We start from the raw sequence: 19694 nt of genomic DNA on the forward strand, positions 1-19694 counted from the left end.
GCTTTAGCCTTTTTTAAGGATATTATCGAGCAAAGAAACCGGTAATACTCGACGAAGCCAAGCAAACAAGTGGGTAGGGAAGGTTACGTAGTAACGCGCTTTAGGTGTTGGTTTTTCAAGTGCGTGCAATAGGGCTTTATACACTGCGCTAGCGGGTAGCGTAAATTTACTGCTTGGGCCTTCTTGCTCTAAGCGTTTTAGCGTTTTCTGGTAAGCGTTTTGGTGGCGGGTATTGTTGGCATCAATGTTTTGTTCAAAGGCGGCTTTAGCATTTTGCCTAAACAAGCTGGTAATAGGGCCTGGTTCAATGAGCGAAACATGTAGCGGGGTATTGGCTAATTCTAAACGTAGGGTATCGGTGTAGCCTTCTAGGGCGAACTTACTGGCGTTGTAGGCTCCGCGATACTTCATCGCCACCAAGCCAAGTACCGAACTGTTTTGAATAATCCGCCCGTGTTGCTGCTGTAACATATGAGCTACTGCTAAACGGCTTAAGTGATGCCAGCCAAATAGATTGGTTTCGAACTGTTGGCGAAGTGCTTGAGTGGGCAGATCCTCTAGCGCCCCTGGTTGACCATAGGCACCATTGTTAAACAAAGCATCTATTTTACCATTAGCTAAGGCTAGCGCTTGTTGCCAGCCTTGCTCAATAGAGCTTTCGCTATCTAGATCAAGTGTTACACATTGCAAACCACTTGTTTGTAGCGTTTTCACATCGTCGTCTTTACGGCAAGAGGCGATAACATTGTAGCCGCGCTGTTGTAATTCTTTGGCGCAATAAAGGCCAATGCCACTACTACACCCGGTGATTAAAATGCTGTTGATTGGTTTGCTCAAGCAATGCCCTGTATTTTCTTTTCGTAGGCTTTATCAACAAGTTGGTATTCAATTTGTTGATTAACAAGTTCGTAATCTTGAACAAATTGACAGCCCAGTGCAAATTCATTTCGCTCGTTAGGGGTATTTTTTATTTGGCAGGTAAGAATTACTGGCTCGTCGCGCTTAGGAAAGCGGGTTTGTAGCTGTAAGTTCTTGTCTTTTAATACATTGATATTGAACTTGTTGGCAGCGCTTGGCACAAACTTACAACCACGTTCAGAGATATCTTTTAGCACTCCACGTAACACGTGTTTTGAATCAAGGTGCAGGGTTGCTGGCTGATAACACTCATAACGGTCATATTTACGCAGTGGCATAGACATGACGTTTTGTGGATATTGCAAAATCATCCAACGAGCGGGCTCATTAATCAACGCCACAATTTCTGAGCGGAAGGCGATGAGTTTACCGTCCCAATGAAAGCGCGCATTTACTTCACAGCTTTCACTAATAAGGTTGATGCCAGTGCTTGAATCGGCACCATTAAGGCGGCAAATAATGTAGCTCTTTTTGTCTACGCCTATCCAGTAGCCTTTGTAATCGGCTGCTTTTTTAAAGCGAGTGGTAATATTAAGGCTTAGTCCGCAATTTGGCGGCACTTTGTGAAACTGTACTTGATCCATAAGGGTAAAACTTCAAATCCGTTTGTGCGATCATTCAGGTTCGACCACTTTGATGTGTGATCAGTTGCGCAGATTCTAGCGGATTAATTGTCAAAAAAACATCTTGAAAATTCATTGGAGTGAACAAGTTTTATTAGCTTAAAAGTCAATAGTTGAAAGGCCTTGATAAAGCTTAGCTACATCAACACCTTAGTATTAGTAGAGGCTAGAAAGGTTATTAGCGTAGTTATTAAGCAAGCTATTCTTCATCAAAAAGATTACTTAGAGCGAGCTTAGAATAGGGGCTATTGCTTGCTTCAAGTCGCGCTAACAATTTAAAGCTAGGGCTAGTCAAGCTTTGGCAATACCCCCCTATTGATCGATTTAAGTGGCGCTAAGACTGCCAAAATGATTTCTCGGCCTCTCGTAACGCATCTGCTCTACTCACCCCAATGTCTTTTAGCAAATAGTCGGGAAGCTTAGCTAATTCACGACGGCTTTTTCGGCGCGCCAATAGCATATCCAATTTACTAAGCATGTTGCGTAAGTTTAGTTTAGGTGATGTTAAAGCTTGGTGTTGTTGGCTTGTTTTTGTTTGGCTAATAATGTTCATAACAAAACTCCTTTTGGCTGCTGACGGTTAAAAAGTACGCTATATTGGAGGTCAGTGACAAACGACTTAAATTGACTCTTAGTTAAGGAAAACTTAAGTGAGCGACCGGATGCCTCCCTTGCAAGGGCTTTATTACTTCTATTTGGCAGCAGAAATGGGCAGCTTTAAAGCAGCTGCAGAAAAGTTATTTGTAAGTGCCGCGGCTATGAGCCAGCAGATCCGTCAGTTAGAGGAGAGAATTGATGTGCAGCTGTTTGAGCGTCAACATCGTAGAGTAGTGTTAACCGCTGAGGGTGAAACCTTGCATCATTACGCTAAACAAGCATTTAGAACCCTACAGGACGGCGTTCGCCAAGTAAGCCTTGATCCCGATCCAAACAGCATGTCTTTGTCGGTGTTGCCGTCTTTTGCCCAGCACTGGCTAGTGCCTCGTTTAGGTGAGTTTAGTCAGCTACACCCAAATCTATCGGTAATGCTAATGCCAAAAAATAGTTTGATAGATTTTCGCCAAGATAGGGTCGATTTATGTGTGCGTTATGGCTTGGGAGATTATCCAGGTTTACAGGCCGCTAAGCTAATGGATGATCATCTATATCCTGTTTGTCATCCATTGTATTTAGAACAGCATCCAGAGGTGTGTTTAAACGATTTGAGTAAACACACGCTGATTGATGATGCGAGGCCTGATATGAATTGGCAGTATTGGTTAGAGCTAGCTGGTTTTAACTCTAGTGTGCCCAAGGCTAACTTATTGTATCAAGGTGCTCATGTAGTGATTGAAGGCGCGCTAGCTGTTCAAGGTATCGCTTTAGTGCGGCACAGCTTGGCGTGGAAGTATATCCAACAAGGTTTACTGGTTAAGTTGGGCAATGTAGAGGTAAAACCTCGTTATCGTTATTACTTGGTAGCGCCAAAGCCTTATTTTAAACGAGAGAAAATAAAGCAATTTAGTGAGTGGATTAATCAGCAAGCTCAGCAGTTTTGGCTAGAGGGGGAGGCGCAGCGAAGTAAAAGCAAAATTGTTAAGGCGCCACTAATAAAAAATTGAATACAGCTCTATCTGCAGCAACAAGCCTTGTGATTAACAAGGCTTTATAATTGCAAACGCAAGGTGGGTTAGTTGCTAAACTCTGCTTCGTTGTTAGCGGCTTGCTTAGCTAACATTGGTTTTTCTGGTTCAACAATATCAATGCGGGTGGCCTCTAGGGTAGCCCAGCTTTTACCGTTGCGGATAATTTCAGCTTTAACCAAGTGATAATCTAATTCAGGCGCTAACCATAGCCAGGTGCTGCGGCCTTCTCGTTTTTTCTGCTCCACTTTTAGCGCTTCAAAAGTACCGAGTATGGTTTCTACGGTTTCTTCAGCGACGACGGTGAAGCGGTAGTTATCCACTTCATCAATCACATTGTAGTGATAATCTAAATCCTTTAAGCCTTTCTTTAAGTCGTTTTGTAATTGCACCGAGAAGCCTGCTGCATCCATTAACTGGTGCACGTTGTCTGGTGCTTCAAAATGGTGTCTTTCACCATCAACATCAACGATTAAACCGCCTTTACGGTCTGGGTGGCCGGTAACTCGTGTGGTGGAAAATAGGTTACTTTGTTTAAGTACAAAGCCTAAGGTTTTCACATCTTGTTGGTGATAGGTAAAGCGAGATGTATCGTCGTATTTCAGGCCGCCGGCGAGGGCTGTACCAATACTTTTAATTTGAAAGGTATCGTTACCTAAATCAATCAGTTGGCGATAGCCTTTGGCAATGGGGATGCCTTTAAAATCTGCGCGGTATTCGGCCTCAAAGGGCAGTACCTCAGCAATACTGGTGGTGGCAACTAACAAAGCTGAAAGTGCTATAGCTTTTGAATACGACATAACATTAACCCCAAACATCTTCGACTAATTATAGCCGCCATAGTATGACAAAGCTTAGCGCGAAAATGAAAATAAAAAAAAGGCTCCGTAAAGGAGCCTTAGTATTCAGTGCTATTTAGATTAAGCTTTTGCTTTAGTCGCTTTTTTAGCAGCTGGTTTTTTAGCTTTTTGAGACTCAGCTTCTGCACTATCTGATGCTTCGGTGTATGGACGACCGTAGTAAGAATCAAGTAGAACTTGTTTCAATTCAGCAATTAGTGGGTAACGTGGGTTTGCACCAGTACATTGGTCATCAAACGCGTCTACCGCTAGTTCGTCAACTTTAGCTAGGAAGTCAGCCTCGTTCACGCCTGCATCTTTAATAGATAGAGGAATGTTCAATTCAACTTTCAACTCGTCTAACCAAGTTAGAAGGGCATTAAGCTTAGTTTCAGTGTTACCTTCACGGAAGCCTAAGTGCTCAGCAACTTCTGCGTAACGAGCACGTGCCTTAGGACGGTCGTACTGAGAAAACGCAGTTTGTTTAGTTGGCGTATTAGTCGCGTTGAAACGAATTGTGTTAGTTAGCAACAATGCGTTAGCCAAACCGTGTGGTACGTGGAACTCTGCACCTAGTTTGTGAGCCATTGAGTGACACACACCTAAGAAAGAGTTAGCAAACGCGATACCAGCAATAGTAGCAGCATTGTGTACTTTCTCACGAGCTACTGGGTCAGCTTTACCGTTTTGGTAAGAGCTTGGTAAGTATTCTTTAAGCATCTTAAGTGCTTGCAGAGCTTGACCGTCTGAGTATTCGTTAGCTAGTACAGAAACGTAAGCTTCCATAGCGTGAGTAACCGCATCGTAACCACCGAAGGCACATAGTGACTTAGGCATATCCATTACTAGGTTAGCATCAACAACAGCCATGTTAGGCGTTAGTTCGTAGTCAGCTAGTGGGTATTTCTGGCCAGTAGTGTCGTCTGTTACAACCGCAAATGGTGTTACTTCTGAACCAGTACCTGAAGTAGTAGTAATACATACTAGTTCAGCTTTTGAACCCATTTTAGGGAACTTGTAAATACGTTTACGGATGTCCATAAAGCGCATTGATAGGTCTTCGAAGTCAGTTTCTGGGTGCTCGTACATTACCCACATGATCTTCGCAGCATCCATTGGTGAACCACCACCAACAGCAAGAATTACGTCTGGCTGGTAGTTGTGACAAGCTTCAGCGCCTTTCTTCACAATAGACAGAGTAGGATCTGCTTCTACATCGTGGAATACTTCAACTTCCATGCCTTTCTCTTTAAGGATGGCACGTAGGTCGTCGATGTAACCGTTGTTGAATAGGAAGTTATCAGTAACAACCATTGCACGTTTCTTGCCGTCTAGGTCGTCCATTGCGATTGGTAATGAACCACGACGGAAGTAGATTGACTTAGGTAGTTTATGCCACAACATGTTCTCAGCTCGCTTCGCAACAATTTTCTTATTGATAAGGTGTTTTGGACCCACGTTTTCAGAAATCGCGTTACCACCCCAAGAACCACAACCTAGCGTTAGAGAAGGTGCTAGTTCGAAGTTGTAAAGGTCACCAATACCACCGTGAGAAGAAGGCGTATTGATAAGAATACGTGCAGTCTTCATTTTGTCGCCAAAGTAAGCGATACGGTCAGCGTTTGCGTCTTGGTCTGTGTAAAGCACAGACGTGTGACCAACACCACCGATGTCTAATACGATACCAGCTTGGCGAACAGCGTCTTCAAAGTCTGTCGCTTTGTAAACACCTAGAGTTGGAGATAGTTTCTCGTGTGAGAACTCGTCATCGTAAGATGCTTCTAGGCCTTCACCGATTAAGATCTTAGTTGCTTTTGGTACAGTTACGCCAGCTAGCTCAGCAATTTTGTATGCTGGTTGGCCAACGATTTTAGCGTTAAGCGCGCCGTTAATCATAAGTACTTTACGTACTTTATCTGCGTCTGCTTTGCTTAGTACTGCTGCGCCGTATTTAGCGAAACGAGCAATGACTTCGTCGTACTTAGATTCAACAATGATAGCTGCTTGCTCAGAAGCACAGATAACACCGTTATCAAAAGTCTTAGACATAAGAATAGAAGAAACAGCACGTTTAACGTCTGCAGTTTCGTCAATTACTACTGGCGTGTTACCAGCACCAACACCAATTGCAGGCTTACCAGAAGAGTAAGCAGCTTTAACCATACCTGGACCACCAGTTGCAAGAATTAGCGCGATGTCTTCGTGCTTCATTAGTGCGTTAGATAGTTCTACAGAAGGAGTATCGATCCAGCCAATAATGTCTTTTGGCGCACCAGCAGCAATAGCAGCATCAAGTACTAATTTAGCCGCAAAGTTAGTTGCGTTTTTAGCACGTGGGTGTGGAGAGAAGATACAACCGTTACGCGTTTTAAGGCTAATTAGCGCTTTAAAGATAGCGGTAGAAGTTGGGTTAGTGGTTGGTACGATGGCACAAACAATACCTACTGGCTCAGCGATAGTAATAGTACCGCCTTCGTCGTTACGTTCGATAACGCCACAAGTTAGAGTATCTTTGTATTTGTTGTAGATGAACTCAGAAGCGAAGTGGTTTTTGATCACTTTGTCTTCCATTATGCCCATGCCAGACTCTTCAGCCGCCATACGAGCTAGTTCAATACGTGCTGTAGAAGCAGCGAGTGACGCAGCGCGGAAAATCTTGTCCACTTGTTCTTGGCTGTAAGATGCGAATTCAGCTTGCGCCGCCTTCACTCGAGCAACCATTGCGTTTAACTCATCAATATTACCTACAGGCATCCTGTTCTCCTCATTTAAACTAAAACTAATTAGTAAACCAACACTGATAGTTCAATCCGCCTCAGTATAGACCGTAAATCACCGTTCTAGTGGTTTAGTAATTAACTTTCACCAGCAATTATAGGTAGCCCTTTAGTGGTACAACTTGATCCAGATCATGTGTTGCTAAGTTACAAATGTAAAAAAATCACGAAATATTTTCGGCTAATTTTACAGAATCAATCAGTATTCAGGCAAAAAGTGTAAATTTTTTACCAATTTTGCTACTCCGATCAAATTTGTAGTTTCTTCTCAACTTATCTACGTTAACAGTAAGTTTTGACGTATTTTTTAGATGCTAGCTTAACCTAGTGAATTAACAATAAAAACCCAATAATTCTTGAGAATAATCAGGAATCTTCACTAATAAAAGGCAACTTATTATTTGTTGTTTCTTTGATTCGGGTGTAGCATCTGGCGTTGATGTGCGTTTTATTAGAATATTGTACTGATTTAATATTCATGTAAAGTGAATGGAAATTTCACAAACGGCCTAGTTATAGCCAAATGTGTCAATATGGAGATGAAAATGAAAACTGCTAAAACTTTAGCTGCCAGCCTCGTTAGTGCTGCGATCCTAAGTTCTTTCACCACTGCCTCTTTTGCTGCTGATGTTCCTGCTGGCGTTAAACTTGCCCCAGTACAGGAACTAGTACGTGGTAACGGCACCGAGCCTGCTTCCCTAGACCCTCACAAAACCGAAGGTGTGCCAGAATCTAATGTGATTCGTGAGCTACTTGAAGGTTTAGTAAATCAAGATGGCGACGGAAACCTGGTACCTGGCGTAGCAGAATCTTGGGAAACTGAAGATAACCTTACCTTCGTATTTCACCTTCGCAAAGATGCAAAATGGTCTAATGGCGATGCATTAACCGCCCACGATTTTGAATATAGTTTCAAACGCGCGGTTGATCCAAAAACCGCAGCGCCTTATTCGTGGTACCTAGAAATGACCACCATGGTAAATGCTGCAGACATTATCAATGGTAAGAAAGACGCCTCTGAATTAGCAGTTAAAGCTCTTGATGACTACACCTTAGAAATTAAACTAGAGCAAGCTCTACCATACTTTGTTGCGATGACGTCGCACACTACGCTGAAGCCAGTGCACAAGGCTACTGTTGAAAAGTTCGGTGATAAGTGGACTTTACCAGCTAACTTTGTGGGTAACGGTGCATACAAAGTATCTGAATGGGTAGTGAATGAAAAAATCGTTATGGAGCGTAACGAAAACTACTGGGATAACGACAAAACTGTTATCAACAAAGTGACTTACCTGCCGATTGAAAACCAAGTTACTGACATGAACCGCTTCCTAGCGGGCGAAATTGACATGACTTACGAAATGGCTAACGAGCACTTTAAGCGCATGCAAAAAGAGCAGCCAGATTCGTTAAAAGTAACGCCTTACTTATGCTCTTACTACTACGGCTTTAACAACAAAAAAGCACCATTTGATGATGTTCGCGTACGTAAAGCTTTGTCTTACGCCATTGACCGTGACGCAGTAGCTAAGTTTATCGTGGGCAAAGGTGAGCTACCTGCTTACAACTTTGCACACCAAAAAGTGGCTGGCCTACAAGTAGATAAGCCAGATTACGCTACTTGGTCGCAAAAAGAGCGTAATGCAAAAGCTGCTGAGCTACTAGCCGAAGTAGGTTACGGTAAAGATAAGCCTCTAGAGTTTACCTTGTTGTACAACACCAGCGAAAACCACAAGAAGATCGCTATTGCAGTAGCTTCTATGTGGAAGAAAACCCTTGGTGTTAAAGTAAACCTAGAGAACCAAGAGTGGAAAACCTTCCTAGATAACCGTCGTAACGGTAACTACGATGTAACCCGTGCCGGCTGGTGTGGTGACTACAACGAAGCGTCAACCTTCCTATCGTTAATGCAAAGCAATAACGGTAACAACGATCAGTTCTACAACAGCCCAGCTTACGATGGCTTTATGAATGCCGCTATGTCAGCGGTTGATGATGCTGTTCGTGGCGATAACTACCGCCAAGCAGAGGCACAACTTGCTCAAGACATGCCGCTTGCTCCAATCTACCACTACGTAAATGCGCGTTTGGTTAAGCCAACAGTTGGTGGCTACCCAATGAACAACGCAGAAGACAAAATTTACACTAAAGATCTATACATTATTGCCAAATAGTTGATGGTCTTTTGTAAGGCACCTTATGCTTAAGGTGCCTTATTTTGTTGTTAGCTACGCTAATTCAATTACAGCAATAAACATAAGCTGGAAAATCGAATGATTAAGTTCATCTTAAAACGAATGCTAGAAGCAATACCTACGCTGTTGGTATTGATTACTATCACCTTCTTTATGATGCGTTTTGCCCCGGGAAGCCCATTCTCTGGTGAGCGCTCACTTCCGCCTGAAGTCTTAGCCAATATCGAGGCTAAGTACGGTTTGGATAAACCGGTACTGGAGCAATACTTCTCCTACTTAGGCAACTTGGCACAAGGCGATCTTGGGCCATCATTTAAATACAAAGACTACACCGTGAATGAACTTGTGGCGCAAGCCCTGCCGGTGTCAGCAAAAATCGGCTCTATTGCCTTTATCTTTACAGTGTTGATGGGGGTGTCTGTAGGCACGCTGGCAGCACTAAAACAAAACACTTGGATGGACTTTAGCATTATGTCCACGGCAATGGCCGGGGTGGTGATGCCCTCCTTTGTGCTAGCGCCCACCTTGGTTTATATCTTTGCAATTAAGTTGCAATGGTTACCCGCAGGGGGTTGGAACGGTGGGCAGTGGCAATACATTATTCTACCCATGTTAGGCATGTCACTGCTTTACGTGGCTTCGTTTGCGCGGATTATGCGCGGCAGCATGATTGAAGTATTAAGCTCTAACTTTATCCGCACCGCTAAAGCGAAAGGTTTGCCATATCGTTACATTATTGTGCGCCACGCGCTGCGCCCTGCTTTGTTACCAGTAGTGTCTTACATGGGCCCAGCTTTTGTTGGCATTATTACTGGCTCGGTAGTGATTGAGACCATTTTTGGCTTGCCTGGTTTTGGTAAGTTGTTTGTGAATGGAGCGCTTAACCGAGACTACTCCTTAGTGTTAGGTCTCACCATTTTAATTGGTACCTTTACCATTGTTTTCAACGCGATTGTAGACATCTTGTATGCCTTCATCGATCCGAAAATTCGCTACTAGGAGGCTGCAATGTTAGATAACAAACAAAACAGCGACGCTATTAGTGAATTCGCAGATAAGTTAGAAATTGAAGGCCGCAGTTTGTGGCAAGATGCGCGTATGCGTTTCATGCGTAACCGCGCTGCGATGGTAAGTTTAGGCATATTGGTATTCATCACTTTGCTAGTGATGTTTGGCTCTCACCTTAGTGAGTTTGCCTTTGACGATACCGACTGGGGCGCCATGCACCATGGACCATCTATTGAAAGTGGTCATTACTTTGGCACCGACTCGTTAGGCCGAGATATGTTTGTTCGTACCCTATTGGGCGGACAAATCTCATTGCTGGTAGGTGTGATGGGCGCTTTTGTCGCGGTACTTATTGGTACCCTTTATGGCGCTACTTCTGGCTTTTTAGGCGGCACAGTAGACCGAGTAATGATGCGTTTGCTAGAGATCCTCTACGGCATTCCGTTCATGTTCTTTGTAATTTTGCTGGTGACCTTTTTTGGCCGCAATATTTTCTTGGTGTTTGTTGCCATTGGCGCAGTGTCTTGGTTAGACATGGCGCGTATTGTTCGTGGCCAAACCTTAAGTCTTAAAAACAAAGAGTTTATTGAAGCTGCCGAAGTGTGTGGGGTATCCAAATGGAAAATTATTACCCGCCACATTGTGCCTAATGTATTAGGCATTGTTGCGGTATATGCCACGCTGCTAGTACCACAAATGATTCTTACCGAATCGTTTTTAAGCTTCTTAGGTTTGGGTGTACAAGAGCCAATGACCTCGTGGGGCGCTTTGTTGCAAGACGGTTCGCAAACCATGGAAATTGCCATTTGGCAGCTATTATATCCAGCTGCATTTATGGTGGTCACGCTGTTTAGTTTTAACTATGTAGGCGACGGTTTACGTGATGCCTTAGATCCAAAAGATCGCTAAGGCAGGGGCAGAGTAATGAGTTTATTAAATGTGAAAGACCTTCGTGTAGAGTTTTCTACCCCCGAAGGCAGCGTAACCGCAGTGAACGATTTAACTTTTTCACTGGAAGCAGGGCAAACCTTGGGTATTGTTGGTGAGTCTGGTTCAGGTAAAAGCCAAACCGCTTTTGCCTTAATGGGCTTACTGGCAAAAAACGGTACTATTAGCGGCGAAGCCTTGTTTAACGGCCAGCAAGTTCTTAACTTGCCAGAACAGCAGTTAAACGCCATACGCGCCGAGAAAATCTCGATGATTTTCCAAGATCCCATGACCTCGCTAAACCCTTACATGAAAGTGGGTGAACAGCTAAAAGAGGTATTGCGTTTACACAAGGGTATGAGTAATCGTGAAGCCCACGTTGAAGCTGTTCGTATGCTTGACGCGGTTAAAATGCCAGAAGCTGAAAAACGTATGGCTATGTACCCCCATGAGTTCTCGGGTGGTATGCGTCAGCGAGTCATGATTGCTATGGCTTTGCTGTGTAAACCACAGCTGTTAATTGCTGACGAGCCAACTACGGCCTTAGATGTAACGGTTCAAGCGCAAATAATGACACTGTTAAACGAACTGAAGAGTGAGTTTAATACAGCAATTATTATGATTACTCACGATCTAGGTGTAGTTGCCGGGATCTGTGACAAAGTATTGGTTATGTACGCTGGCCGCACCATGGAATATGGCACGGCTAAAGAAGTGTTTTATCAACCGAGTCATCCGTATACCGAAGGTCTGTTAAAAGCGATCCCACGCTTGGATACCGAAGGCGAAATATTGCCGACTATTCCGGGTAATCCTCCTAACTTACTTAAGCTTCCACAGGGCTGTCCGTTCCAAGAGCGTTGCCATAGAGTGAGCGATCACTGTCGCCAGCAAAGCCCTGAACTAAGCACTTTTGCTAACCAGCGTCAGCGTGCTTGTCACAATGATTTCCACTTAAGCGGAGGCCAATAAGATGAGTGATAAAGCCTTATTGCTAGATGTAGTGGATTTAAAAGTTTATTTCAAAATTAAGAATGCCAAAGCCTTACCTTGGACACCTGCTGCCACCTTAAAAGCAGTAGACGGCGTGTCGCTAAAGCTTTACCAAGGTGAAACGTTAGGGGTAGTTGGCGAATCGGGCTGTGGTAAATCTACTTTCGCCCGTGCAGTGATTGGCCTAGTGCCAGCAGAAGCGGGTAAAGTGGTATGGTTGGGCCAAGATTTAACCGAGCTTGATCAGAAGAATCTGCGCGAAAAGCGCAAAGAGATTCAAATGATCTTCCAGGACCCGCTAGCATCACTAAACCCAAGAATGACGGTTGGCGATATTATTGCCGAGCCATTACGTACTTTTTACCCAAACCTCAGCAGAGCTGAAGTAAAACAAAAAGTGCAAAAAATGATGATGCGGGTGGGCTTGTTACCAAACGTAATCAACCGTTATCCGCATGAATTCTCGGGTGGGCAGTGTCAGCGTATTGGTATTGCGCGAGCGTTAATCCTTGAGCCGAAGATGATCATTTGTGATGAACCTGTATCGGCGCTCGACGTATCGATTCAGGCGCAGGTGGTTAATCTACTTAAAGAGCTGCAAGCAGAAATGGGCTTAAGCCTTATTTTCATCGCTCACGACCTTTCGGTAGTGAAGCACATCTCCGACCGCGTATTGGTAATGTACTTGGGTAACTCGGTTGAATTAGGCACGGCTAAGGCCCTGTTTGATAAACCCACACACCCTTATACCAAAGCGTTGATGTCTGCAGTGCCTATTCCCGATCCGGATTTAGAGCGCGGCAAAACCATTGAACTGCTAGAGGGCGATTTACCTTCGCCAATTAGTCCACCTTCGGGTTGCGTATTTCGCACGCGCTGCCCCATAGCCACCGAGCAATGTGCTAAAACTAAGCCTGCGTTAACGGGTAGTGATGAGCACTCGGTAAGCTGTTTACACACTTCTGTGTAGTTGCTTGATTGAGTTAATTTGAAGCCAGGCTAGCCCTGGCTTTTTTGTACGTAGATGTTGACTTCGACAAGTTAAGGATGGACTTAAGTCATAAGAAAGATGAGTATATTATTACTTTGAGCCATTTTGCTGATGTAGTAGCAACATGAGCTTAATTCTGGGGATTTTTATGAGTTATAAAGATTAGCCATAGCATCGCTCTTGAGGCTTACCTCATTGCCCATATAAAGTGTCAGGAATACAATGAAGTGGATTAAGTTTGTTCTGGTTTTCTGGGGATTGGTATGTGCAGTTATTCCAATGCACACTGGTCTGAAGTACCCCATATTAAAGGTTACAACAGAGTCGGTTTTGTATCAGATAGAATCTATGCTTTTTTTCGATGTCGAGACTCTTGAAGGAGATAAAAAGAAGTACGACCTACTTAAAGCTAAGGTGCTTTTGAATGAGGCTGGTTTAAAAGGGTCTAGTCATTATCGGCAGACTGTCCTGGTCATTATTTGCTGGTTTAATGCTTCATTGTGCTTCATCTCTGCGTGGCTAATACATCTATACAGAACTAAGAAAGCATCTAATTAAGAGCATTCTAGGGCAAGCAGCAATTGAACTTATAGGAGCTTAAGCCCCATTATCTTAGCAAATGACATCAGTTAGTAGAAAAAGTTTAGGCCATTGATAGTGCTGCAGTTTCCTTCAACCCTTCGAGAAGAAATTTGATGGTCCACTTAAAAAGTAAACATCGGTATTAGCTTCTAAAGCCCCAAGTCGCGTCGATAAGCTTAATCATAAGCTCTTTAGAAACACCATTATTGTCTAGTTCAGGCATGTACTCGACAAAATCAGCGCCAATAAATTTACTGCTGGAAGCTAGAGTATGAACAAGGTGAATGGCTTCTCTAGCGCTTAACCCCCCTACATTTGGAGTAGCGCAGGCTCTAAAAGTACTTCCCTCTAAGGCATCGTAGTCAAAAGATAAATAGAGGTGATCATAATGGCTTTCGATGTGTGAGCTTAGTTCCTTTAAAACTGTGTTGATGCCTAGGCGGTCAATACTCGCCATATCATAATTGGTGATCCCATGGTCATTGATAAGCTGGTGCTCATTTGGCATTAAGTCTCGTATCGCCACATAAAAAACGTCTTCTGGCTTTATTGCAATCTCGGGGTTAATTGACCAACCATTGTGCGGATATTTATCCATTAACATGGCTAATGGTTTGCCATGCAAATTACTGGCAAGGCTATTATTACAATCGGCATGGGCATCAACCCAAATCACAGCCACCTTCTTGCCTTGCTGTTTTTGATAATACTCCATTGTTGCTTGCAGCGTACCTACTGCGATCGAGTGGTCGCCGCCTATAGTGATAGGTGTGCGTCCAGCGCTATAACTGGCCAGCAGTTTGGTTTTCAACTCAGCACTATAGGCTGATAAAGCTGCTTCTTTCTTACCTGCAGCGATTAAAGACAATACTTCTGCCGATACTGCTACATCACCAAGATCTTGGATATCACAATTCCAGCGGGTGTTTCTAACGCTTATCCATTCGCTTAATCCAACCCAAGTCTGCTGATTTAAGCATCGAAGCCCGTCCACCGTATTTTGTTTGGTGGTGACGTAGCCCAGTTGATTAAAAGGCGCACCAATTATATCGTAGCATTTGCTCATGAACTGCCTTGTATAAATGAAAATGTATTCTCATTACAATCAATAATGTGAGTCATCAATCCTCCCCAACTTTGCTTTTCTGGGGGGCCGGTTAATGCAACACCGCGTTCGGTTAATGTGTTGTAAAGTTGAAGAATGTTGGATACTTCAATACTGAATCCTAAAAATCTAGCACTTTCAAATTCACCTTTTTCTTCGAGCTCTAGCAATAGTTGAGCATTATCTAGCTGGAACCCAATGTAGCCTTCTGATACCGCACCAAACACTTTGGTTAGCCCGAGTTTTTCTGTATAGAATTTTTCTGATTCTATGAGGCATCGGCAAGGGATCCGCAAGGTACTTACTTTCATTTTCTGCTCTCCGAGTGTTAACTCTTAGAATCATTTTGTTGGTTTAAATGGCTGGATTCATATAACCACACCATACGATCTAAAAACCACATTTTAGTGAGGTAGATATAGACAACACCTTGCAATGTAACGCTTATATTTAGGCTCCACAAGCCATAGATAAGGACTAAACAACTGATCCCTTGCAGGATGTTTAGTATGTTTATAGCTGTTGCGTGAGAATCTGGAATGGGCTTAGATTTACGGTTGATTAATATGCGCTCACCCAACACAGCTTTGGCTGCCCAGCTGCTGTAATCCTTTGGTTTAGAGAACAAAGTTGGGTTTATCCAAAGCCAAAAAATAAGTATTGAAATAGGGACAAGGCAGTACCAGCCGATCCAAACTCGTGACCAAATGCCTAATACAATAAATGGCAATGTGGCAAATCTTGTCCATACAGACCAAGGGTTTGCATGTTTTAGCCAACTCTCGTCTTTGGGAAGGAACAGTTTGGATAAGGCTTTATCTAGTTTCAAGTAAGACTCCGGTTAATGCTTCAGCGTTATATAAGCATCCTTTTAATACTCAAATTGGCTTTATGTTATCGGCAAGCATGTCTAAGTATTTGGTAAAGCGCTTTTGTCTGGTTTCGGGCCTTTTGGCACTAAGTAAGCCGTGAGCAATAACATAGCGACTTGATTTAGTCAGTGTTTCATAAAACTGTTGTGCCTGTGGTTTTAGCGCTAATGCCGTTAAAAAGTCTGCGGGGACTTTCATTTCACTTACCGCGTAGGCATTCTCCCACCTTCCGTCAGCTTTAGCTGCCTCTACTTGCAATAGGCCGGGTTTGGTCATTCGGCCCTCTGTTATTAACCGCTCTACGTGTTTTCTGTTTCTTTTCGACCAAGTGCTACGGGGTTTTCTGGGAGAAATTCGCTGTAAATATGCATGCTCGTCAATCGACTTTTTTACTCCGTCAATCCAACCCCAGCAAAGAGCTTCAATTACTACTTCATCCCAAGTTACGCTTGCTAGGTTTGTTTTCTTCTTGAATATTTTGATCCACAGTTCAGTTTGGATTGCGTGATTAATTTCGAGCCAACGACCAAGCTCTTGCAGCGTTGTAAAGGTAATAACTTTGCTTAAATCTGGTTTAGGCATGTTGGCTGGCTCTCTTCAACGACATGATCGTTAGTGCAATTTTTGCAGTGCTCAAATTGCACTAACGTGATTTTTATAACAACAAAACAATCAATGTAGCATAAGGTAACTGCCTAAATAGCGTGTTTTTGTAAGTAAGCAATTGGTATTAGCTGTGTTGGAATTTTTGTTTTTCTGAACAGCAATTGTTGTTACGTTTTTGCTTTATAGAGTTTTTACAGCACGCTTTATGGCTATGCTTTTTTGAATGTTGTAGGGAAGGGCGAGCAAGCTCTAGGGATTTAAGTTCTAGCATTGGGCTTTGGCTTACGGTATTCGACGCCACGCGAGCGTTGGTTTTAAACACTTTAATCCCCATTGCAAGCAATCTATTTAAAGCTTTCTCTCCAATATTTTTAACAATAACAGCGTCTACGTTTAACTGGCATAGCTGTTCAAAGATGGCTATTTTGCTGTTGCATGACAGCTCATGGTTAGCTTGGTGAGTAATTTCATCGAGTAACTCGGTATCGCTAAATACGCTAAAGCTTGGTGCTTTCATAAAATGGTTAGCTACTTGGCCTTGGTTATTTGGAACGGCATAAATCATAGTTCAGATTCCTCATCGGCAAAAACAAGGGCTTTTCCTTCTACCAAACATGTCGCTATTTTAAAGCGTGCTTGGCTAACTATATTCCCAAAGGTTTGTCGGGAAACGCCCATTTCTGTGGCTGCTTCTAATTGGCTCATCTTGAGTTGGTCGGCAAGTCGTAGGGCTTCAAACTCTTCCGGTAGAATTTCTAGCTGACTTAAACGACTCATAGGTACGCCATTGGGTTTAAAGCAGTTATGTGCTGGTCGCCCGCAAATGCGGCGGCATTTTTTGGGTCTGGCCATGTTATCTCCTAAGCTTAAGTTCATTTTCACTATAGATAAATTAATGGCATATGCCAATAATTCATTGATGTTTATTTTTGGCATATGCTATAAATAAACAGGTTTTTACACTTGAGAATTAATGATGGACATTGCTATTCCTTATTCACATAAGCACTGTTTTGCCTGTGGAACGAATGACTCTTTTAGTACAGCTTTAAACTTACGCTTTGTTCGCAGCAAAGCTGGTGGTGTAGAAGCCGCAGTTAGTTTAAATAGGCTGTATCAGGGATATAGCGGGGTGTTGCATGGCGGTATTATTTCTACTCTGCTCGATGCCGCAATGACGCATCGTTTATTCGCCGAGGGGGTGGAAGCAATGACTGCTGATTTACATATTCGGTTTGCTAAACCAGTTCCAGTTAATCACGAAGTTATACTGAGCGCAGATATAGTTAGCAGTATAAGAGGGGTGTTTACGCTATCTAGTAAACTGTATTGCGAACAATGCATTTATGCCTCAGCAAAGGCAAAGTTTATGCGAGCCAACGCTAGTGCATCGAGTTCATTTCTTTCAAGTGATTGTTGAAGAAGGATCTACCATTAACAACTGATTATGCATCACTAAATTGCTTGTTGAGTTTAAGGGCTAAAATCTGCTTGGCTAAGGTGGCATTGCTGGCATACAACACGCCTTTTTGATTCATAAAGCTGCTGGTTGGGTTATTTAGTTTTATGGCTTGGCCGTTGCTGTCGCTCACCCAAGCATTGCAGCCGTGGGCGATGCATGAGCTGGCGGCGAAATCCCAAATGCTGCCGCCACCTTGTGTTCGTTTGGCGAGTTTTAAATAAAAGGCGTTCGATTCATCAATTACTGAGCAAGCGTTTACTACGGCTCCAGCGCTACTGTTAATTAGCAGTTCAGAATAGCCTAAGTGTTTGGCAAGCTGTTCTAATTGCACCTTAAGTTGCTCAAAGTAAGGCAGTTTAAGGCTGCTTCTATCACAATAGAATGTTAGCGAAGTGGAGCCTAAGTCGCATATATTGCTTGGTGTTTTTTGCTCAAACGCAAGCCGTTGCTTAAAACAGTGGTGTTGCTGGGAGTCAGGGTTAAAGTAGCTGTGGTAGAGCGTGTTACTAAAGGGTAGGTAACATACCCCCAGAAGTGCTTGACCGGCTTTATTCACTAAAGCAATTGATACTGCGCAACCATCGCCTCCTTCGATAAAGGGCAGGGTGCCATCTAAGGGGTCGATTGCCCAAAAAGCTTCACTGTTAAACCGCGGGTGCTGTGTTAAATCGAAGCCTTCGGTGTTCTCTTCGGCTAGAGTGGCTAGTTGATGCAACTGAGTGATTGGCTTAAGCGTGTTTAAAATTATCCTTTCACAATGTCGGTCTACTTCAGTAACCACTTGCGCGCTTAAACTCAAATCTTGGGATTTATGTTCTACCTCTAGTTGATCTCTTGGGTAAGCGGCAATGTATTCGCCAGCTTGTTTGGCGGCAGTTATTGCAAGGCCTACAAACTGTTGCAGTTGAGCTGAACTAAAGTGGCAATTTATCTTAGACTTAGTCATTGCTATTTTCTGCCAAAATTTGGAGAGCCAGCTGGGTTTGTTGGTGGCTGTAACTATTTAGCTTCCAGTGACCTGGGCTCCAGCCTTCGAGAAAACGTTCAAAGTCGGCCCAAGCAAAAGGATACAAATCTCGCCATTGTTGTTCCAGCTCTGTAAAGTTAACTTCAGGAACAGCATGGTGTTCAAGGGCTTGTTGTAGCATTTCAAAGTAGTAGTCAAGAATGCTTTGTTGTTGCTCAAAGCACTGTTGTTCACTGAGGCAACTACCTACAAACAGGGCCAAATCTTGGATACCACAACCTTTGCCAACGTACTGAAAATCTACTGCTGCAACTTGGCTAAGTGTTTGATTAAAGCAAAAGTTAGCAAGCTTGGCATCGCCATGAATAAGGCAAAAGTAATCACTTGATTGCAGATGTTGGTCTATTGCCGACGCTGCTTGTTTAAGGGGGGACTCGGCCATAGCAGCGAGTTCGTCGGGGCGAGTCGCTAAGTGCCAATAGCCGCCTTGAGGCCAAAGTGAAGAGGCTGAGCGTTGCATAAAACGGGCATGAAAATAGGCTAACCATCGGATACAAACTAAAGCTTGCTTGAAGTTTACTTGTTGCCTTATTTCGCTGTAACCCAAGGCATGTAGGTCTTCTAATACGATGCTTTGTTGGTCATCATGCTGGCTTGAATCGATAAGTTGGGGCATATAACAGTGTTGGTCACAATCTTGGGCGAACTGTTGGTACCATGCCAACTCAACTTGGTAGGAGTGAACTTTACGTTGGTGTGAGAGATCGGTATTCCATCCTCGCGGATGTTTCGTTTGCTCTGGAAAAGCTATGTTTTTCACTACCAAACTTGGGCGAATACCATGCTTAAATTTCACTCTAAGTAGTTCGCCATAGCCTCCCCAGAGGGATTGAATAGTTGTTACCTCAGAAATGCTTCCAGCTTGATTTAGTTGCTTAAGTTTTGCTTGTTGTCGTTCAGATAAAGACATTAAAATAGCGCTGTTTGGTATGAATGGTCATGGTACGACAAGCGAGTTGACGTATCGAGTTTTTCACTAAGATTTTTAAGCGAGATAATCTTGCCTAATTCCGCTTTGTAGGTATTTATAGTATAAGAATATTGACCAACTTATCAGATTTTGCCTTATCCCTGTTTATTAACAATTTTCCAGCCATTTTATGTGACCATCTTGGCATCGAAATCTAGGCAAATAATTTAGTATATT

General features: G+C 43.2%; 20 protein-coding genes. 7 read left to right on the plus strand and 13 right to left on the minus strand.

Translation table 11 applies throughout. From position 1 onward, the window contains the following. Positions 1–3 precede the first annotated feature (3 nt). The 3 genes from ACYFDN_RS12850 to ACYFDN_RS12860 all read right to left on the minus strand — a co-directional run bounded on the left by ACYFDN_RS12850 (position 4) and on the right by ACYFDN_RS12860 (position 2094). Positions 4–837, minus strand: coding sequence for an SDR family oxidoreductase (locus tag ACYFDN_RS12850; RefSeq protein ID WP_483511429.1), 834 nt, complete (start codon positions 835–837; stop codon positions 4–6). Then, positions 834–1502, minus strand: a complete 669-nt coding sequence (locus tag ACYFDN_RS12855; protein WP_483511431.1) for a PilZ domain-containing protein — start codon at positions 1500–1502, stop codon at positions 834–836. The genes ACYFDN_RS12850 and ACYFDN_RS12855 overlap by 4 nt, the downstream gene beginning before the upstream one ends. A gap of 373 nt (positions 1503–1875) precedes the next feature. After that, entirely contained in the window at positions 1876–2094 is a 219-nt protein-coding gene (locus ACYFDN_RS12860; protein ID WP_483511433.1) for a DUF1127 domain-containing protein, read from the minus strand. Between the two features lie 97 nt (positions 2095–2191). Here ACYFDN_RS12860 and ACYFDN_RS12865 point away from each other — a divergent pair, with 97 nt between their 5' ends. Continuing rightward, positions 2192–3142, plus strand: coding sequence for a LysR substrate-binding domain-containing protein (locus tag ACYFDN_RS12865; RefSeq protein ID WP_483511435.1), 951 nt, complete (start codon positions 2192–2194; stop codon positions 3140–3142). 68 nt (positions 3143–3210) lie between these two features. On the opposite strand, the gene ACYFDN_RS12870 is transcribed toward ACYFDN_RS12865, so the two are convergent. Together ACYFDN_RS12870 and adhE are read right to left on the minus strand one after the other, a co-directional pair. Continuing rightward, the gene (locus tag ACYFDN_RS12870) at positions 3211–3963 is read right to left on the minus strand and encodes a DUF3108 domain-containing protein (protein ID WP_483511436.1); all 753 of its coding nucleotides are present in this window, start codon (positions 3961–3963) and stop codon (positions 3211–3213) included. Positions 3964–4083: 120 nt separating this feature from the next. Then, on the minus strand, positions 4084–6756 hold the full coding sequence (adhE, locus tag ACYFDN_RS12875) for a bifunctional acetaldehyde-CoA/alcohol dehydrogenase (RefSeq protein WP_483511437.1): 2673 nt from the start codon (positions 6754–6756) through the stop codon (positions 4084–4086). Between the two features lie 568 nt (positions 6757–7324). On the opposite strand from adhE, the gene ACYFDN_RS12880 reads away from it, so the two are divergent. From ACYFDN_RS12880 to oppF, 5 genes are all read left to right on the plus strand, one after another. Next, complete coding sequence (locus ACYFDN_RS12880) at positions 7325–8953, plus strand: ABC transporter substrate-binding protein (RefSeq protein WP_483511438.1); 1629 nt, start codon at positions 7325–7327, stop codon at positions 8951–8953. A 99-nt stretch (positions 8954–9052) separates the two neighbouring features. Then, complete coding sequence (gene oppB, locus ACYFDN_RS12885; protein WP_016402738.1) at positions 9053–9973, plus strand: oligopeptide ABC transporter permease OppB; 921 nt, start codon at positions 9053–9055, stop codon at positions 9971–9973. 9 nt (positions 9974–9982) lie between these two features. Next, positions 9983–10891 (plus strand): oligopeptide ABC transporter permease OppC, encoded by a 909-nt coding sequence (gene oppC / locus ACYFDN_RS12890; protein WP_016402739.1) that lies wholly within the window; start codon positions 9983–9985, stop codon positions 10889–10891. A 15-nt stretch (positions 10892–10906) separates the two neighbouring features. After that, positions 10907–11881 (plus strand): oligopeptide ABC transporter ATP-binding protein OppD, encoded by a 975-nt coding sequence (oppD, locus tag ACYFDN_RS12895; RefSeq protein WP_016402740.1) that lies wholly within the window; start codon positions 10907–10909, stop codon positions 11879–11881. Position 11882: 1 nt separating this feature from the next. Further along, positions 11883–12872, plus strand: coding sequence for a murein tripeptide/oligopeptide ABC transporter ATP binding protein OppF (gene oppF, locus ACYFDN_RS12900; protein WP_483511439.1), 990 nt, complete (start codon positions 11883–11885; stop codon positions 12870–12872). A 745-nt stretch (positions 12873–13617) separates the two neighbouring features. Here the strand turns inward: oppF and ACYFDN_RS12905 are convergent. From ACYFDN_RS12905 to ACYFDN_RS12930, 6 genes are all read right to left on the minus strand, one after another. Continuing rightward, positions 13618–14541 (minus strand): arginase family protein, encoded by a 924-nt coding sequence (locus ACYFDN_RS12905; protein WP_483511440.1) that lies wholly within the window; start codon positions 14539–14541, stop codon positions 13618–13620. Beyond that, positions 14538–14891: a VOC family protein gene (locus tag ACYFDN_RS12910; RefSeq protein ID WP_483511441.1), complete on the minus strand. Its 354-nt coding sequence runs from the start codon at positions 14889–14891 to the stop codon at positions 14538–14540. The genes ACYFDN_RS12905 and ACYFDN_RS12910 overlap by 4 nt, the downstream gene beginning before the upstream one ends. 17 nt (positions 14892–14908) lie before the next feature. Next, entirely contained in the window at positions 14909–15409 is a 501-nt protein-coding gene (locus tag ACYFDN_RS12915) for a DUF6653 family protein (RefSeq protein ID WP_472590463.1), read from the minus strand. 49 nt (positions 15410–15458) lie between these two features. Next, positions 15459–16034, minus strand: coding sequence for a YdeI/OmpD-associated family protein (locus ACYFDN_RS12920; RefSeq protein ID WP_483511443.1), 576 nt, complete (start codon positions 16032–16034; stop codon positions 15459–15461). Between the two features lie 148 nt (positions 16035–16182). After that, entirely contained in the window at positions 16183–16623 is a 441-nt protein-coding gene (locus ACYFDN_RS12925; RefSeq protein WP_483511444.1) for a NifB/NifX family molybdenum-iron cluster-binding protein, read from the minus strand. Continuing rightward, entirely contained in the window at positions 16620–16910 is a 291-nt protein-coding gene (locus ACYFDN_RS12930; RefSeq protein ID WP_483511445.1) for a DUF134 domain-containing protein, read from the minus strand. The genes ACYFDN_RS12925 and ACYFDN_RS12930 overlap by 4 nt, the downstream gene beginning before the upstream one ends. Positions 16911–17031: 121 nt before the next feature. Between ACYFDN_RS12930 and ACYFDN_RS12935 the strand changes: the two genes are divergently transcribed. Then, positions 17032–17478 carry a PaaI family thioesterase gene (locus ACYFDN_RS12935; protein WP_483511447.1) on the plus strand — a complete coding sequence of 149 codons (447 nt, stop codon included), beginning with the start codon at positions 17032–17034 and terminating at the stop codon, positions 17476–17478. Positions 17479–17503: 25 nt separating this feature from the next. Here the strand turns inward: ACYFDN_RS12935 and ACYFDN_RS12940 are convergent, their stop codons facing one another. Together ACYFDN_RS12940 and ACYFDN_RS12945 are read right to left on the minus strand one after the other, a co-directional pair. Continuing rightward, the gene (locus tag ACYFDN_RS12940) at positions 17504–18466 is read right to left on the minus strand and encodes a 3'(2'),5'-bisphosphate nucleotidase CysQ family protein (protein WP_483511449.1); all 963 of its coding nucleotides are present in this window, start codon (positions 18464–18466) and stop codon (positions 17504–17506) included. Next, positions 18459–19457 (minus strand): oxidoreductase family protein, encoded by a 999-nt coding sequence (locus ACYFDN_RS12945; RefSeq protein ID WP_483511451.1) that lies wholly within the window; start codon positions 19455–19457, stop codon positions 18459–18461. The genes ACYFDN_RS12940 and ACYFDN_RS12945 overlap by 8 nt, the downstream gene beginning before the upstream one ends. Between the last annotated feature and the right edge of the window lie 237 nt (positions 19458–19694).

This window comes from Agarivorans sp. D1326, from assembly GCF_056958115.1.

Bases quoted from the DNA above. Each gene is read 5' to 3' on its own strand.
- ACYFDN_RS12905 (WP_483511440.1), bottom strand. From the start codon at position 14,541: ATGAGCAAATGCTACGATATAATTGGTGCGCCTTTTAATCAACTGGGC.
- ACYFDN_RS12880 (WP_483511438.1), top strand. From the start codon at position 7,325: ATGAAAACTGCTAAAACTTTAGCTGCCAGCCTCGTTAGTGCTGCGATC.
- oppF (WP_483511439.1), top strand. From the start codon at position 11,883: ATGAGTGATAAAGCCTTATTGCTAGATGTAGTGGATTTAAAAGTTTAT.
- ACYFDN_RS12855 (WP_483511431.1), bottom strand. From the start codon at position 1,502: ATGGATCAAGTACAGTTTCACAAAGTGCCGCCAAATTGCGGACTAAGC.
- ACYFDN_RS12860 (WP_483511433.1), bottom strand. From the start codon at position 2,094: ATGAACATTATTAGCCAAACAAAAACAAGCCAACAACACCAAGCTTTA.
- ACYFDN_RS12930 (WP_483511445.1), bottom strand. From the start codon at position 16,910: ATGGCCAGACCCAAAAAATGCCGCCGCATTTGCGGGCGACCAGCACAT.
- ACYFDN_RS12910 (WP_483511441.1), bottom strand. From the start codon at position 14,891: ATGAAAGTAAGTACCTTGCGGATCCCTTGCCGATGCCTCATAGAATCA.
- ACYFDN_RS12920 (WP_483511443.1), bottom strand. From the start codon at position 16,034: ATGCCTAAACCAGATTTAAGCAAAGTTATTACCTTTACAACGCTGCAA.
- ACYFDN_RS12945 (WP_483511451.1), bottom strand. From the start codon at position 19,457: ATGTCTTTATCTGAACGACAACAAGCAAAACTTAAGCAACTAAATCAA.
- oppC (WP_016402739.1), top strand. From the start codon at position 9,983: ATGTTAGATAACAAACAAAACAGCGACGCTATTAGTGAATTCGCAGAT.
- ACYFDN_RS12940 (WP_483511449.1), bottom strand. From the start codon at position 18,466: ATGACTAAGTCTAAGATAAATTGCCACTTTAGTTCAGCTCAACTGCAA.
- oppB (WP_016402738.1), top strand. From the start codon at position 9,053: ATGATTAAGTTCATCTTAAAACGAATGCTAGAAGCAATACCTACGCTG.
- oppD (WP_016402740.1), top strand. From the start codon at position 10,907: ATGAGTTTATTAAATGTGAAAGACCTTCGTGTAGAGTTTTCTACCCCC.
- adhE (WP_483511437.1), bottom strand. From the start codon at position 6,756: ATGCCTGTAGGTAATATTGATGAGTTAAACGCAATGGTTGCTCGAGTG.
- ACYFDN_RS12935 (WP_483511447.1), top strand. From the start codon at position 17,032: ATGATGGACATTGCTATTCCTTATTCACATAAGCACTGTTTTGCCTGT.
- ACYFDN_RS12870 (WP_483511436.1), bottom strand. From the start codon at position 3,963: ATGTCGTATTCAAAAGCTATAGCACTTTCAGCTTTGTTAGTTGCCACC.
- ACYFDN_RS12925 (WP_483511444.1), bottom strand. From the start codon at position 16,623: ATGATTTATGCCGTTCCAAATAACCAAGGCCAAGTAGCTAACCATTTT.